This is a genomic window from Haloterrigena gelatinilytica, assembly GCF_013342145.1.
GTDB classification, from domain to species: Archaea; Halobacteriota; Halobacteria; order Halobacteriales; family Natrialbaceae; genus Haloterrigena; species Haloterrigena gelatinilytica.
In genome coordinates this window covers 3,419,794-3,432,527 of record NZ_JABUQZ010000001.1, presented here as the reverse complement: position 1 = coordinate 3,432,527, position 12,734 = coordinate 3,419,794, and the positions used below count along the sequence as shown (strand labels likewise).

The following is a 12,734-nucleotide window of genomic DNA, read 5'->3' as shown; positions in this document are numbered from 1 at the left end:
TTTACCATCGGTTTTTGGGAGATTTTATTCTATTCTAAGCACGTTGTATTTAATAACATGGTAGAGGTGAGTTCATATGATGGCCGATAAGTATCTCACAAACTGGAAGTCGACGCTGAAAAGAGGGTACATACTCATAGTCATCATCCTATTACTAGGATCAGTCTTCGATAATGGACAATCGGTATTGGCCCTCCGGTTTCTTATTCAGATTGCGGTAGTAGTATACGGCGCGAGTGCAGGATACCGACACAGAAATCAGACTGTTCCGACGATAGCAGCTCTCCTTATCGCGATTGGTGGCGGCTATGGGTGTTACCTCGTCTGGGGAGGGAGCGAGGCGTTTACGAATCTACTCTACCTTGGACTCGTCGGTGTCGGGTTCCTGGGAGACCGAGCTCAGGATTCGCGTTAAAAACTTCTCTCGTGGCTGTCTTAACGGAGACCCATCTTGGAACAGACCGCGCCGATCCCCTGTTGCCACGAAAGCAGGGCGCTCGGTTTCGACTGGTTTCCCTGACTTTCCAACGCAGCAACTGAGCGAATAGCCGATCGAGTCACTCCTGCTCCTCCTCGAGTTCGGCCGCTTCGTCGAAGTCCACGCGCGGCACGAACGGGCCGAAGTCGGCGGTTCGCGACGCGATCGAGGCGATCCGGAACGTGTAGACCAGCAGAACGGTAAACGGGAGGAAGACGAAGGTGACGACGCCGCTGACGACGAGCACGAGCACCGACGCCGTTCCGACGGTCTCGATGATCGTCGAGTACGTCATCATGAAGATGCCACCGCCGAGCAGCGTCGGAAAGCCGACGACCAGCAGCACTTTCGAGAGGTGGGCGAGTTCGTACTGCATGTACAGCGTCTTGAACGTCTGGCGAGCGATCGCGAGCTGGCCGAGCAACTCGACGATCGCGTCGAGCGTCTCGAGGGCGTCGTCCGAGAGCGCGTCGGCGTAGTGGGTTCGCAGCTGCCGGGCCGCGTACAGGTGGGATCCGTTGAAGCGGCCGAGCACCGCCGACAGCGTGTCGAACGTCCCGAAGTCCGACCCCTCGAGCGACGCGGAGACGAGTTCGCCTTCGGTCTCGACCGCTTCGACGAACCCCCTGAGAACCGCAGCGCGGTTCGGATCGTCGAGTTGCTCCGCGACCGCTTCCAGCCGTTCGGTCCGTTCGACGACGGTATCGACGACGAGTTGCAGGAAATCGGCCGGCGCCGCCGGACTGACCGGCGTTTCCGTCAGGGACTCGATCTCTCGGCGGAAGGTCACCATCTCTTCGAACCGATCGGAGAGGTCGCCCGGCCAGCCCAGTTCCTGCGAGAGGACCAGCTGGTTGATCGCGAGCACGATGGTGATGAACGGGAGGGTCCCGCCGACGATCGCCGCGACGAGCGTCGTCGCCGTGTCGGGATCGGTGACCGGAATGTACCCGGCGAAGCCGATGCCGGCACACGCGACGAAGACGACGAGAGAGAACAGTCCCGCGATCGCGTATCGGTTCCCGTCGAGCAACACCCACCGCTTGATCGGTGACTCGCGGAGCCGCTCGTGAACGAGATCGCTCCGACTCACCGCCGCGTCGATCCGTTCGTCCTCGTCGAGACCGGACTCGCCCGCGCTCATGCCAGTGCCGTCGATACAGCGGCAGAAAAGTGTACGCACGGACGGTGCTCGCTCCGCGCGTGTTCGAGCACCCGCGACTCGGACCGACCGTCGCCGACGCCGGACTCGAGGCGACGACTGAAGGCGCCGGCCGTCGTAGCGCCGGTATGACCAGACGCGTACTCGTTCCGATGGACGACTCCGAGCCGGCCCGCGCGGCCCTCGAGCACGCGCTGTCGGTGTTTCCGAACGACGAGGTGGCGGTGGTTCACGTCGTCGACGAACTCGAGGCGGGGTACGGCGGCCGACCGCCGGTGACGACTGGCGGCGAGGCCGACGCGGACGAACCCGACTTCTTCGCGGACGTGCGTTCGATCGCCGCCGAGCGCGATCGAACCGTCGAGACGGCCGTCATCGAAGGGACGTCGGCCGAGGCGATCCTCGAGCACGCCCGCGAGGCGGACGTCGACCAGATCGTGATGGGCAGCGAGGGGCGGTCGGGCGTCTCCCGGATGCTGCTGGGCAGCGTCGCCGAGGCCGTCACGCGGCAGGCGTCGGTGCCGGTGACGATCGTTCCCTAGCCGGATCGGATTCGATGCCCCGTTCAGCGATACCCGTTCCGCGTCGTTCCAGTCGGAAAACCGAACGTCCGTCCGCTGTCGATCGACGGCGACCTCGAGAACCGGCCGTTTATCGAATCGCGGGTGTTTTTCCGGCGAAGACGTAAGGACGAGTCATGGACGACCGGCTGGGGACGACGCTTCACACTGGACTCCTGCTCTCGACGACCGCGGTGCTGGCGTGGCTCTCCGGCTTCCCGATGTTGTTCCCGAGTCTGGGTCCGTCCGCGTTCGTGCTGGCACTGTTCCAGGACAGCGATGCGACGTCCCCCCGGCGGGTGATCGGCGGCCACGCGATCGGCGTCGTCGCCGGCCTCGCGGTCTACCACTTGCTCGCGAGCGGGATCGCCATGACGGCCGTTACCGAGCCCGGCTCCCTCGATGGGCTCAGACTCGGCGCGAGCGGCGTCGTCGCGACGATGCTGACCGCCGGCGGCATGCTCTGGACCGAGACCCGCCACCCGCCGGCCTGCGCGACGACGCTGATCGTCTCGCTCGGCCTGCTCTCGACTCCCCTCGAGGGGGCGTTTATCGTCGCCACCGTCGTCGTGCTCGTCGTCGCCCACGAACTCCTGCTGGCGACCGAGCGGGTCGGCGCGCGGTACGGGAACCGGCTCCGATCGTAGACCGACGGCGGCGACCGCGCGACCGCGGTATTGATACGGTATCGATACGTTCTCGATATCGAACACGATGCGGGTGGCTGCCGGGGGCAGACGGGCGGGGAGAATCGAACCGCGAGCGGTCGGCTCGACGCGCGGAGGTGTTCGGCGGTGGACGCGCTGACGACGCTGCTCCTGGTCGGTCTCGTCGCCGCGGGCGCCACCGCCGTCGCGATGGCGCTCGAGTCCCGCGGACGCCTCCCCGCGTGGGTCGGCGTCTGGGGACCGGTCGTCACCCTCGAGACGGAAAACGGGCTCGGCGCGCTCGACCGGCTGGCCCGCCCGCGCTACCGGCGCGTCTGGCGGCGGTGGACCGGCGCTGGGGTCGCCCTCGCGGTGCTGTTGCTCGTCGTCATGACCGCCGTGGTCCTGTTCGCCGCCTACGTCGCGCTGACGCGGGAGGCCGCCAGTCAGGTGAACCAGCCGCGAAACGTGCTGGCGATTCCGGGGGTCAACGACTTCCTGCCGCTGGCGGCGACGCCGGCGATCCTCGTCGGCCTCGCCGTGGCCGTCGTCGTCCACGAGTTCAGCCACGGCCTGCTCGCTCGCGTCGAGGACGTCGCCGTCGAGTCGGCCGGCCTGATCTTCGTCACCCTCGTCCCGTTCGGCGCCTTCGTCGGCATCGACGAGGCCGACGCCTCGACGGCCGAACGCAACCGAATCTACGCCGCGGGGATCGCGAACAACCTCGCGGTGGCGCTGGTCGCGTTCCTCGCCCTGTTCCTGCTCGTCTCCACCTCCATCGCCGCCGTCTCCGGCGCCGCCGTCGGCGGCGTCTACCCCGGAACGCCGGCCGATCAGGCCGGCCTCGAGCGCGGCGACGTCGTCACCGCCGTTGACGGCCGGCCGATCGACGACGCCGACGACCTGCGGACGGCCCTCGACGCGACCGACGGGAGCGTCGAACTGACGGTCGCGGGCGGCCGCGACGACGCCGAGACCGTCACGCTCGAGCGATCGGTCGTCGTCACCAGCGCGCTCGAGGGAACGGAAACGGGGGCGAATGGGGTGGTAAACGAGAGTACCGACGACGAACCGAACGCACTCGAGCCGGGTGACACGATCACAGCGGTCGACGGCACCCCAGTCCACACCGAACGCGAGTTCCGCGCGGCCCTCGAGAACCGCACGGTCGCGACGCTCGAGGCGGAGGACGGTTCCACGACGGTCGTCGCCGGCGCGGCCGTCGCTGCGGTCGACGCCGACGGCCCGCTTTCGGCCGCCGGCGTCCCCGATCCGGACGGCGACCCGCGTTCGCTCGTCGTCACGCGCCTCGACGGCGAGCGAATCGTCGATAGCGACGACCTCCGCGAGACGCTCGCGGACGCCGCCCCCGGTGAGACCGTCTCGCTCGAGGCCGTCGTCGACGGCGAGCGCCGGGAGTACGCAGTGACGCTGGGCGACCGGAACGGCGAGGCGGTCCTCGGCATCACGACGGTGCCGGGAACCGGCGGGACGACGGTGACCGACCTCGGCGTCGATCCGCATCCGAGCGCACAACACCTCGGCGTCCTCCGGGGCCAGCCGGTCGCGGACGGGCTCGGATCGTCGCCCGTAGAGCGCGGGTTCGCGACGTTCGCCCTCCCCTTCGCCGGGCTGATCGACGGCTTCTCGACGGCGAACTTCGGCGGCTTCGTCGGGTCGGTCGCGAACGCCTACGCCGTGACGGGGCCGCTCTCGGTTCTCGGCGGTGGCGTCTTCGCCGCGGCGAACGTTCTCTTCTGGACCTGGTGGCTCAACCTGCTGGTCGGCGTGTTCAACTGCATCCCCTGCTATCCGCTCGACGGCGGCAAACTCCTCCGGACGACCGCTGAGGCCGCCGGCTCGAGGGCGGGACTCGAGCGGCCCGATAGGTCGGCGACCGCGGCGATGGTCGGCGCTAGCGCGGTCGTCGTGGTCGCGATCCTGCTGGTGCTCTCGAGTCCGTTCCTCGGCTGAGTTCTCGTCCCGTCGCTGAAAAGTAGTTGGAGATCACCGCTCGACCGTCGTGGCGAGGAGATTCAGTCGCGAACTGAACATCGACGCGTCGGTATCCAACGACGCGCTTTCGCCGGTACTGATGCGCCCCTCGCGGACGAACAGGATCGTCGTCGGCTCCAACGCCCCGCCGGAGGATTCGTACCGGATCACGTGACCGGTGTACTCGTCCGGTTGCGAGATCTCCGATACAGTCTCCCCGTCGACGGTCCGGAGGAGCCGTATCGTCGTCCCCGGTTGCAGATGTGCGATCGTCTCGAACTCCGAGCCGGGTTTGTAGTCGTACGAGAAGACGAGCGTTCGTCCGTTGGTATCCTGTGTCATCGTTACTCACCTCCGTTCTCGGGGTCGTCGTCATCGTCCCTGATCGCTTCCTCGAAGGCGTCGATCTCGTCCTCCTCGAGCGGTTGCGGTCCGGTCTCCGTCTCTTCGGTAACCGACGTACTGAGCAGGTTCAACTGGGAACTCAGCACTGACGCGTCTTCACCGATCGTACCCCTGCTACCGGCGCTCAGTCGTTGTCCGCGCGTGAATAGAAACGTCGTGATGCCCGCCTCCCGAACGTCGCCGATGTCGTAGCGAATGATGTATCCGGTCCACTCGTCAGGTTGGGAGATCTCGGGCACGGGCTCCCCGTCCGCTTGTAGTATCTCGACCGTCGCACTCGTCTGGAGCGGCGAAACGACGTCGAAGCTCGCTTCGGGATAGTACTTATTCGAGAAGACCGCCGTTTGCTCTCGCTGTGCGCTCCCCGTGGCTGTCCCGAACGCCGTCGCTCCGAGCGTCAGCGCCCCTGCCGCGAGGACCCCTTTCGCCATGAACGACCGTCTCGGGTCGCCTATTGATTCGCGTTTGGCCATGATTCCGTCCCTGTCGCCCGTCGTACGGCTCTTCTCCACGCACTGATCCCACCGTGTTCGGCGTAGTCGATGGGCACGTGATCATTGGCGAACGACTCTCATCAAGTCATCTTTCGATATTCGGTCACGCTGCGATCCTCGTTCACGGTGTGATACAAGCGGTCCGCGCGGAATGTGTGCGCGACGATACACTATCTCTGACTTAATATACCGCTCTACTCACCGCGCACGTCGCGAAACGCGACCCGGGAAGCGATTCGAACGAGAAGGGGCAGTCGATTCAGGCCTCGGCCTTCGCGTCGGTCAGCGTCTCGTACATCTCGTCGGCCAGTTCGTGGGCGCGGTCGCCGTTGCGGGCCTCGGCGTAGATCCGGACGAGCGGTTCGGTGCCGGAGGGGCGGGCGAGCACCCACGCGTCGCCGTAATCCAGCCGGTAACCGTCCCGCGTGTTGAGTTCGGCGTCGGCCGACTGAGCGTGGTTGGCCGCGGCGTCTAGCATCGCGTCGCGTTCGGCCGTCGACTCGTACTCGACGTTGTGGCGGACGTTGGCGTAGCCGCCGTAGGGGGCGACGATCTCGCTGACCGGCCGTTGGGCGACGAGTTCGAGGAAGCGGGCCGCGGTGAAGGCGCCGTCCCGCGAGAGCCGGAAGTCGGGGAAGAAGATCCCCCCGTTGCCCTCGCCCGCGATCGGTACGTGCTGGCCGTTGGCCTCGAGTTCCTCGATCCGGGTGATGATGTTCGTCGACCCGATCGGCGTCAGCTCGAGGTCGGCGCCGACCTCGGTGACGACGTCGACGAGCCGCTGGGAGACGTTGACCGCCGAGACGGTCGTGTCGCCGGGCTCAAGTTCGGCGGCGGCGAGCGCGGCGAGGGTGGCGTCGCCCTCGACGTACTCGCCGGTCTCGTCGAAGAAGATGGCCCGATCGGCGTCGCCGTCGTGGGCGATGCCGACGTCGGCGTCGGTGGCCCGGACCAGCTCCCCGAGGTCATCGAGGTTGCCCGGGACGGGTTCGGGATCTCGGCCGGGGAAGTGGCCGTCGGGCTGGCCGTTGACGGTGACGACGCGACAGCCGAGCTCGCGGAGGAACTCGGGGCTGGTGATCGCGCCGGCGCCGTGGCCGGGATCGAGCGCGACCGTCAGCTCGGCGTCGGCGATGGTCTCGTAGTCGGCCGCCGCGAGCAGTTCGTCGATGTACGTCGCCCGCACGCCGTCGACTTCCCGGACGCGGCCGGTCTCGTCCCAGGAGGCGACGTCGAACGCCTCCGCGAGCAACACGTTCTCGATCTCCTCTAAGTCCGTGATCGCGAGCTCGATTCCGTCGCCGCCGACGAGTTTGACGCCGTTGTACTGGGGCGGGTTGTGCGAGGCCGTGATCACCATGACGGGGATCCCCTCTCGCTCGGCGTAGGCCTGCGCACCCGGCGTGGGCAGGATTCCCAGCCGATCGACGTCCGTCCCCGTGCTCGCGAGTCCGCTCGCGGCCGCGTCGGCCAGCATCCGTCCGGTGTATCGCGTGTCGCGCGCGATACCGACCCGGTCGACCCCCCACGCCGTCCCGGCCGCTTTCGCGACGCGCAGGACGAACGCCGGCGTCAGCTCTTCGTTGGCGACGCCGCGCGTTCCGCTCGATCCGAACACTTGCATCACGCGCTAGTCGTATGGGTCCCCTCAAAGGGATTCCGGAGCAGACGGAACGCTTTCGGCGCGCGGCCCCGACCGTGGACGTATGCATTCCATCGAGGAAAAGCGCGTCTACGGCGACCGCGACGGGGCCCTCGAGGCCTACGTCGCCAGTTCGATCGGCGTCGTTCGCGTCCGCGTCGCCGACGACACCGTCGGAGAGTTCGGCCTCTGTGACCGCTGTACGGCCCGCGACATCGCGGCGACGGACGGCGTCGTCGCGATCGCGACCGACGAGGACGTTCGCCTGCTCGACCTCGAGCGCGACGACGACGCGGACGACGCGACGGTCGTCGACAGCGGCTTCGGGCCCGCCGTCGCGGTCGGCGCCGACGGTTCCGGGCTGGTCGCCGCCGGTCCCGACGGCGACGTCGCCCGCCTCGAGTCACCCTCGATCGGCCTCGGCGACGCCGGGAGCGCCCGCGAGTGGACGCCCTTCGAGAGCGACGGCGTCGCGGCGGTGCGGGCGATCGACGGCGACCTCGTCGGCACCGACAGCGGCGTCTATCGCGTCCACGAGGGACGCCTCGATCACGCCGGCCTCTCGGACGTGCGGGACGTCTCCGCGGCCGGCGTTCCGCTGGCCGCGACCGCCGACGGCCTCTACAAACTCGGCAACGGCTGGATGGAGGCCCTCGAGGGCGGGTTCGAGACCGTCGCCGCCGACCCGCACAGCGAGCGCGGACAGTTGACTCGCGCCCACGCGGTCGGCGGCGACGCCGTCTACGCCTACGACGCCGACGACGAGTCGTGGACCGAGTACGACCGCTCGAGCGCGCCGATCGTCGGCATCGGCTACGGACGCACGGTCTACGCCGTCACCGAGCGGGGAACCTTCCTCTCGGCGACGCCGGACGACGGGGCCAACCGATGGCGGTCGCAAACGATCGGCGTCAGCGGCGTGACGGGGCTCGCCGTTCCCGGCGACGAGTAGCGGTTCCGGTCCGTACCGAGTCGACGACCGCGGTTCGACCGTCTGACGGACATTTATCTGTCCTGGATACTTTCAACATTTCGTATGAGTGGGATCCAACGCCGCCGACTCCTCGCCGCGACCGGGGCCGGCCTGACGGGTGCGATCGCCGGCTGTCTGGGGAGCGATGAAAGCGGCGGTGCGAACGGCGATGAGAACGGGGACGAGAACGGAGACGAAAACGAGACCGAAAGTGAAACCGACGAGACCGCCCAGTCGGTCTCCGGAACGATCGTCGTCGACAACCTCGACGATACGTCTCACACGTTCGACATCCTCGTCGAGTACGACGGGCAGATCCAGCACTGGGAGACCAGATCCCCCGGCGCCGACGAGACGCTCTCCTTCGATCACGACTGGTCGGCCGACCGAGAGCAGTTCCGCGTAACCGCCCGGCTCAACGAGGGCGAGCCGGTGAACATCACCCCGTCGAACTGGAACGAGTCGACCTGTCTCAGCATTTTCGTCCGCATCACCGACGGCGAGACCATGACGCACTCGAGCAACACCGACCCCGGCCACTGCGGGGCCGCGTCGGACGACGACTCCGAGTAGTCGGCTGCGCCCGCTTCCCCGCGGTCGGGCGTCGACGCGTCGAACCCGAGAACGAAAACGGGTTTACCTCCCGCCCGCTCTGCTCGAGTATGACTACGATCGTCAGCGGATCGGCCTCCCAGACGCTGGCCGCCTCCCTCGCGGACGAACTCGAGGTATCGCTCGCCGCCGTCGAGTACGACCGGTTCCCGGACGGCGAACTGCTCGCGGCCGCTCCCGACTTCGACGACGACAGGGCGATTATCGTCGGCTCGACGGTCTCGAGCGACGCCCACCTCGAACTGCTCCAGCTGCAGGACGCCGTCCGCGAGGCCGGCGCCGAGGACGTCGTCACCGTCCTTCCGTACATGGGCTACGCCCGCCAAGACGAGGCCTTCGAGGCGGGCCATCCCGTCTCCGCGCGCGCGGTCGCTCGCGCGATTTCGACCGGAACGGACCGCGTCGTGACCGTCAACCCCCACGAGGAGGCGATCTGCGAGTTCTTCGAACCGACGGCGACCGCCGTCGACGCGGCGGGCCGGCTGGCCGATCCGCTGCCCGCAGACCTCGCGGACCCCGTCTTCCTCTCGCCCGATGCGGGCGCGATCGAACTCGCCGAAACGGTCCGGGACGCCTACGGCGACGGCGAGACGGACTACTTCGAGAAGACCCGCCACTCCGGCACCGAGGTCGAGATCTCCCCCAGCGACGTCGACGTGACCGGTCGCGACGTCGTCGTGACCGACGACATCATCGCGACGGGCTCGACCATGAGCGAGGCCGTCGGCGTCCTTCGGGACCGCGACGTCGGGCGCGTCTTCGTCACCTGCGTCCACCCGCTGCTGGCGCGCAACGCGGTGACGAAGCTCCGCCGCGCGGGCGTCGAAACGATCTACGGCACCGATACGATCGAACGCGAAGTGAGCGCCGTCTCGGTCGCGCCGGCGATCGCCGACGAACTGTAACCGATCCGCCGACGCCGCGCCGCCACGATTTTGCGCGACCGTTCCGTCGACTCGGAGCGCCCGTTCTCGAGACGACGTACCGACAGTCCAGAGACACCGACGCTCAGCGCCGCCGACCGACCGTCGCGATCGCGACCGCGAGTCCGAACGCGACGGCGGCGGCCGCGACGCCGAAACCGGGCATCGATTCGACCGTCGATTTGATCCCGCCGACGGCGACCGTCGTCGTCCGCTCGCCGGCCCTGATCTCGTAGTCGCCGCCCTCGTCGAACGTCAGTTCGGCCGCGACGCTCCCGGTCTCGCCCGGCGCGAGCGCGATCGGCTCTCCAGTTTTCGTCTCCGACGCCGTCCGGAACGCGAGTCGGCCGGCCGCGGGGAGGGAGTCGGCGGTCGTCACCGTCGCGGTCGCCGTCACCGATTCGCCGGGGGCGACGCCGTCGGGTTCGGCTCGCAGGTCGGTGACGGTCAGGCTCGGGGTCGACCGGACGTAGACGGTCAGTCGGTCGCTCCCGACGCGAACGTCGTAGATCCCGGGCTTCGTCGGCGTCCACGCGAGCGCCGTCGTCGCCGCCTCGCCGGCCTCGAGCACTCGCCGTTCGGTCGCGACGACGTCGCCGTCGACCTGCAGGGTCGCGTCGGCGGTCCCCGCGCGGTCGTCGCCGTTCTCGAGTGCAACCGGCACCGTGACGCGCTCGCCGGCCGGCACCGCCAGCACGTCGCCGGCGCCGATGTCGGCGCTAAGTCCGGACAGGTTCGCGCGATCCCAGCGCCCCCACTCTCGTCCGTCGACCGTGACGGGCTCCTCGCCCAGTCCCGACGCGGTCGCGGCGCGGGACTGTCCGAACGTCGCCTCGTGCTCGAAGTAGTTCCACATATCGGGCGTCGCCCTCGTGTGCGCGTACCGCTCGGCGCTCGCTCGCAGTTCCGTCCCGCCCGCCTCCTCGAGCGCCGTCAGGAAGTCGGCCGCCGTCACCCGCTCGTCCTGCGCGTTCAGCGTTCGGACGATATCCTCGAGCCGTCTGTCGCCGTCAGTCGCGTCCCGAAGCTGCCGGTCGAGTTCGCCGTAGACGAGCGCGCCCTTGGCGTAGTCGGTCCGGTGGTGGCCCCACGTTCCCGGCTCGGCGAGGACGCCGTCGGCGTGCGGCGACTGCTCGCCGCGCTCGAGATGGTCGCGGAACTCGCTGTACGAGATCAGCCCCTGCTCGTAGGCGAGCAACGCGGCGTGGTACTCGGCCCCGCCCTCGACGAGCCAGGAGGCGTCGGTCGCGACCTCGTCGTTGGCGAAGCGCTGGTGGACGTGGACGTACTCGTGGAGCCAGACGTTCGACGCCTCGGAGAGCGGGGCGTCGGCGCGGACCCACGCGTCGGACTCGCCGTACTGGAGTCCCCGCGGGCCCCAGTCGGCGTCGCTCGGCACCGCGGCCACGAACACCGTTTCGTCGCTCGGCGCGATCGAGAGGCGCCCGCTCGCGTCGCCGAGCGCCTCGAGGATGTCGTCGGGGTCCTCGCGGAGGTCGGCGGCGTCGGAGACGACCAATCTGACGGTCTCGCCGTTTTCGGTCCGTTCGTACTCGGTCACCGGTCCGAAGACGGCGATATCGCCCCCGGTCGCCCCCGGCCCGTCGACGGTCACCGTCTCCTCGATTCCGATGCTGACGTCGGCGTCCCGCCGGTAGGAGACGCTGACGCCCGGTACGGGGACGACGCCCCACTCGCCGGTATCGACGAAGCTGTAGCCGCTCCGGCTCGAGCCCACGCGGCCGCCGGTTTCCGTCTGATCGGCCGGGAGCCGGATCCGGATCGACGGCGCCTCGCCGTCGCCGGTCCACCGGTAGGTCCCCTCGTCGGTCGCCTCGAACCCGTCGGTCGACCGGACCGTCGCCTCGTCCTCGAGGTCGACCGTCAGACTGCTCATCGGCTCCGGAATATCGAACGTAAACTCGGCCTCGTACACGTCCGGTCGGTCGGGCAGGTGCCGGAGTTCGATCGTCCGGTGGAGGATGTCGTCGGCCTCGGCCATCGCGGCCGCCTCGGCGTCGGTCTTCGTTGCGGCGCTCGGTTCGGCGGTCGCAGTCGGTACGGCGGCCGACTCGAGCGCCCCGACGCTATCGGATCCCGGATCGCTCGCTGTCGGACCCCCGCCGGCGCCGGCGATGCCGGCCGGAACGGTTCCGAGGAGGAGCGCTACGACGACGAGAACGGTAGCCCGAGATGTCACTACCTACGGCTGGTAAATCAGTCACCATGACTTTTGTGGCAGGGATACTGTCAACTGAACGCGACTGGTTCGGATCGAAGAACACGCCGTGAAATCGCGGTACGACCGGGTCGTCCGGCGAACGGGGTTAGGTTTCGATCGCTGCGTTTCGTTCGTTGCCGTCCGCATCCCGCTCGACGACGGTAATCGTTCGAACTTCCTCGTCGATTGACATCGTGATCTCGTACCCGTCAGCGCTCATCGCCTCATCGCAAGAACCCCCGAGAAGTCGATTGTCGGGATGGTCGTCCGACTTCGCGTGACTGATGCGGAGTTCTACGGACCCGTCCGATTCGTCGGCGGAAACGTCGGCGAGCGTCGCTTCCTTACACTTCTTCGACCCGACCCGGATCGCTCCTTCGACCGTCGCTTCGCCGGTTCCCTCGGTAACCGAGATCGCGGGCGCATCCCGCGGATCGAGATCGGTATCGGTGAGCTCGAACTCGAGTTCCGATACCGCAGCGGGCAGTGATCGAGAGTCCGAATCGGTAGCCGCCGGTCGATCGAGGCACCCGGCGAAACCGATAGACGGAAGAACCGCTGCACGTGAGAGGAGCGTCCGGCGATCCATAAGAACTGCTACGTGATGGGGGCGCAAATATTC

Annotated in this window: 12 protein-coding genes; 7 read left to right on the top strand and 5 right to left on the bottom strand. The window is 68.0% G+C overall.

Features of this window, described 5'->3' with window-relative positions; genetic code table 11:
- The first annotated feature begins 76 nt into the window (after window positions 1-76).
- Window positions 77-415, top strand: coding sequence for a hypothetical protein (locus tag HTZ84_RS17040; protein ID WP_174681769.1), 339 nt, complete (start codon window positions 77-79; stop codon window positions 413-415).
- A 142-nt stretch (window positions 416-557) separates the two neighbouring features.
- Here HTZ84_RS17040 and HTZ84_RS17035 read toward each other — a convergent pair whose 3' ends face one another.
- Complete coding sequence (locus tag HTZ84_RS17035) at window positions 558-1,622, bottom strand: hypothetical protein (RefSeq protein ID WP_174681768.1); 1,065 nt, start codon at window positions 1,620-1,622, stop codon at window positions 558-560.
- A gap of 146 nt (window positions 1,623-1,768) precedes the next feature.
- Here HTZ84_RS17035 and HTZ84_RS17030 point away from each other — a divergent pair, with 146 nt between their 5' ends.
- The 3 genes from HTZ84_RS17030 (at window position 1,769) to HTZ84_RS17020 (ending at window position 4,821) form a co-directional block, all read left to right on the top strand.
- On the top strand, window positions 1,769-2,182 hold the full coding sequence (locus HTZ84_RS17030; RefSeq protein WP_174681767.1) for a universal stress protein: 414 nt from the start codon (window positions 1,769-1,771) through the stop codon (window positions 2,180-2,182).
- Between the two features lie 155 nt (window positions 2,183-2,337).
- Window positions 2,338-2,847, top strand: coding sequence for an HPP family protein (locus HTZ84_RS17025; protein WP_174681766.1), 510 nt, complete (start codon window positions 2,338-2,340; stop codon window positions 2,845-2,847).
- Between the two features lie 147 nt (window positions 2,848-2,994).
- Window positions 2,995-4,821 (top strand): site-2 protease family protein, encoded by a 1,827-nt coding sequence (locus tag HTZ84_RS17020; protein ID WP_174681765.1) that lies wholly within the window; start codon window positions 2,995-2,997, stop codon window positions 4,819-4,821.
- A gap of 33 nt (window positions 4,822-4,854) precedes the next feature.
- Here HTZ84_RS17020 and HTZ84_RS17015 read toward each other — a convergent pair whose 3' ends face one another.
- The 3 genes from HTZ84_RS17015 to glmM form a co-directional block, all read right to left on the bottom strand.
- On the bottom strand, window positions 4,855-5,184 hold the full coding sequence (locus tag HTZ84_RS17015) for a hypothetical protein (protein ID WP_174681764.1): 330 nt from the start codon (window positions 5,182-5,184) through the stop codon (window positions 4,855-4,857).
- Between the two features lie 2 nt (window positions 5,185-5,186).
- A complete protein-coding gene (locus HTZ84_RS17010) occupies window positions 5,187-5,678 on the bottom strand; it encodes a calcium-binding protein (protein WP_254611771.1) in 492 nt (163 codons plus the stop codon).
- Between the two features lie 322 nt (window positions 5,679-6,000).
- Complete coding sequence (glmM, locus tag HTZ84_RS17005; RefSeq protein ID WP_174681762.1) at window positions 6,001-7,365, bottom strand: phosphoglucosamine mutase; 1,365 nt, start codon at window positions 7,363-7,365, stop codon at window positions 6,001-6,003.
- Between the two features lie 82 nt (window positions 7,366-7,447).
- On the opposite strand from glmM, the gene HTZ84_RS17000 reads away from it, so the two are divergent.
- The 3 genes from HTZ84_RS17000 to HTZ84_RS16990 all read left to right on the top strand — a co-directional run bounded on the left by HTZ84_RS17000 (window position 7,448) and on the right by HTZ84_RS16990 (window position 9,873).
- Window positions 7,448-8,335: an HVO_0234 family beta-propeller protein gene (locus HTZ84_RS17000; RefSeq protein ID WP_174681761.1), complete on the top strand. Its 888-nt coding sequence runs from the start codon at window positions 7,448-7,450 to the stop codon at window positions 8,333-8,335.
- Between the two features lie 84 nt (window positions 8,336-8,419).
- Window positions 8,420-8,929: a hypothetical protein gene (locus tag HTZ84_RS16995; protein WP_174681760.1), complete on the top strand. Its 510-nt coding sequence runs from the start codon at window positions 8,420-8,422 to the stop codon at window positions 8,927-8,929.
- An 89-nt stretch (window positions 8,930-9,018) separates the two neighbouring features.
- Entirely contained in the window at window positions 9,019-9,873 is an 855-nt protein-coding gene (locus HTZ84_RS16990) for a ribose-phosphate diphosphokinase (RefSeq protein ID WP_174681759.1), read from the top strand.
- Between the two features lie 103 nt (window positions 9,874-9,976).
- Here HTZ84_RS16990 and HTZ84_RS16985 read toward each other — a convergent pair whose 3' ends face one another.
- Window positions 9,977-12,091, bottom strand: a complete 2,115-nt coding sequence (locus HTZ84_RS16985; protein ID WP_174681758.1) for a hypothetical protein — start codon at window positions 12,089-12,091, stop codon at window positions 9,977-9,979.
- Window positions 12,092-12,734 lie beyond the last annotated feature (643 nt).

What these genes read in the sequence shown, in the direction of transcription:
- HTZ84_RS17015 (WP_174681764.1), bottom strand. Translation starts at nt 5,184, where the DNA reads ATGACACAGGATACCAACGGACGAACGCTCGTCTTCTCGTACGACTAC.
- HTZ84_RS16990 (WP_174681759.1), top strand. Translation starts at nt 9,019, where the DNA reads ATGACTACGATCGTCAGCGGATCGGCCTCCCAGACGCTGGCCGCCTCC.
- HTZ84_RS17010 (WP_254611771.1), bottom strand. Translation starts at nt 5,678, where the DNA reads ATGGCGAAAGGGGTCCTCGCGGCAGGGGCGCTGACGCTCGGAGCGACG.
- HTZ84_RS17035 (WP_174681768.1), bottom strand. Translation starts at nt 1,622, where the DNA reads ATGAGCGCGGGCGAGTCCGGTCTCGACGAGGACGAACGGATCGACGCG.
- glmM (WP_174681762.1), bottom strand. Translation starts at nt 7,365, where the DNA reads ATGCAAGTGTTCGGATCGAGCGGAACGCGCGGCGTCGCCAACGAAGAG.
- HTZ84_RS17040 (WP_174681769.1), top strand. Translation starts at nt 77, where the DNA reads ATGATGGCCGATAAGTATCTCACAAACTGGAAGTCGACGCTGAAAAGA.
- HTZ84_RS17030 (WP_174681767.1), top strand. Translation starts at nt 1,769, where the DNA reads ATGACCAGACGCGTACTCGTTCCGATGGACGACTCCGAGCCGGCCCGC.
- HTZ84_RS16995 (WP_174681760.1), top strand. Translation starts at nt 8,420, where the DNA reads ATGAGTGGGATCCAACGCCGCCGACTCCTCGCCGCGACCGGGGCCGGC.
- HTZ84_RS17000 (WP_174681761.1), top strand. Translation starts at nt 7,448, where the DNA reads ATGCATTCCATCGAGGAAAAGCGCGTCTACGGCGACCGCGACGGGGCC.
- HTZ84_RS17025 (WP_174681766.1), top strand. Translation starts at nt 2,338, where the DNA reads ATGGACGACCGGCTGGGGACGACGCTTCACACTGGACTCCTGCTCTCG.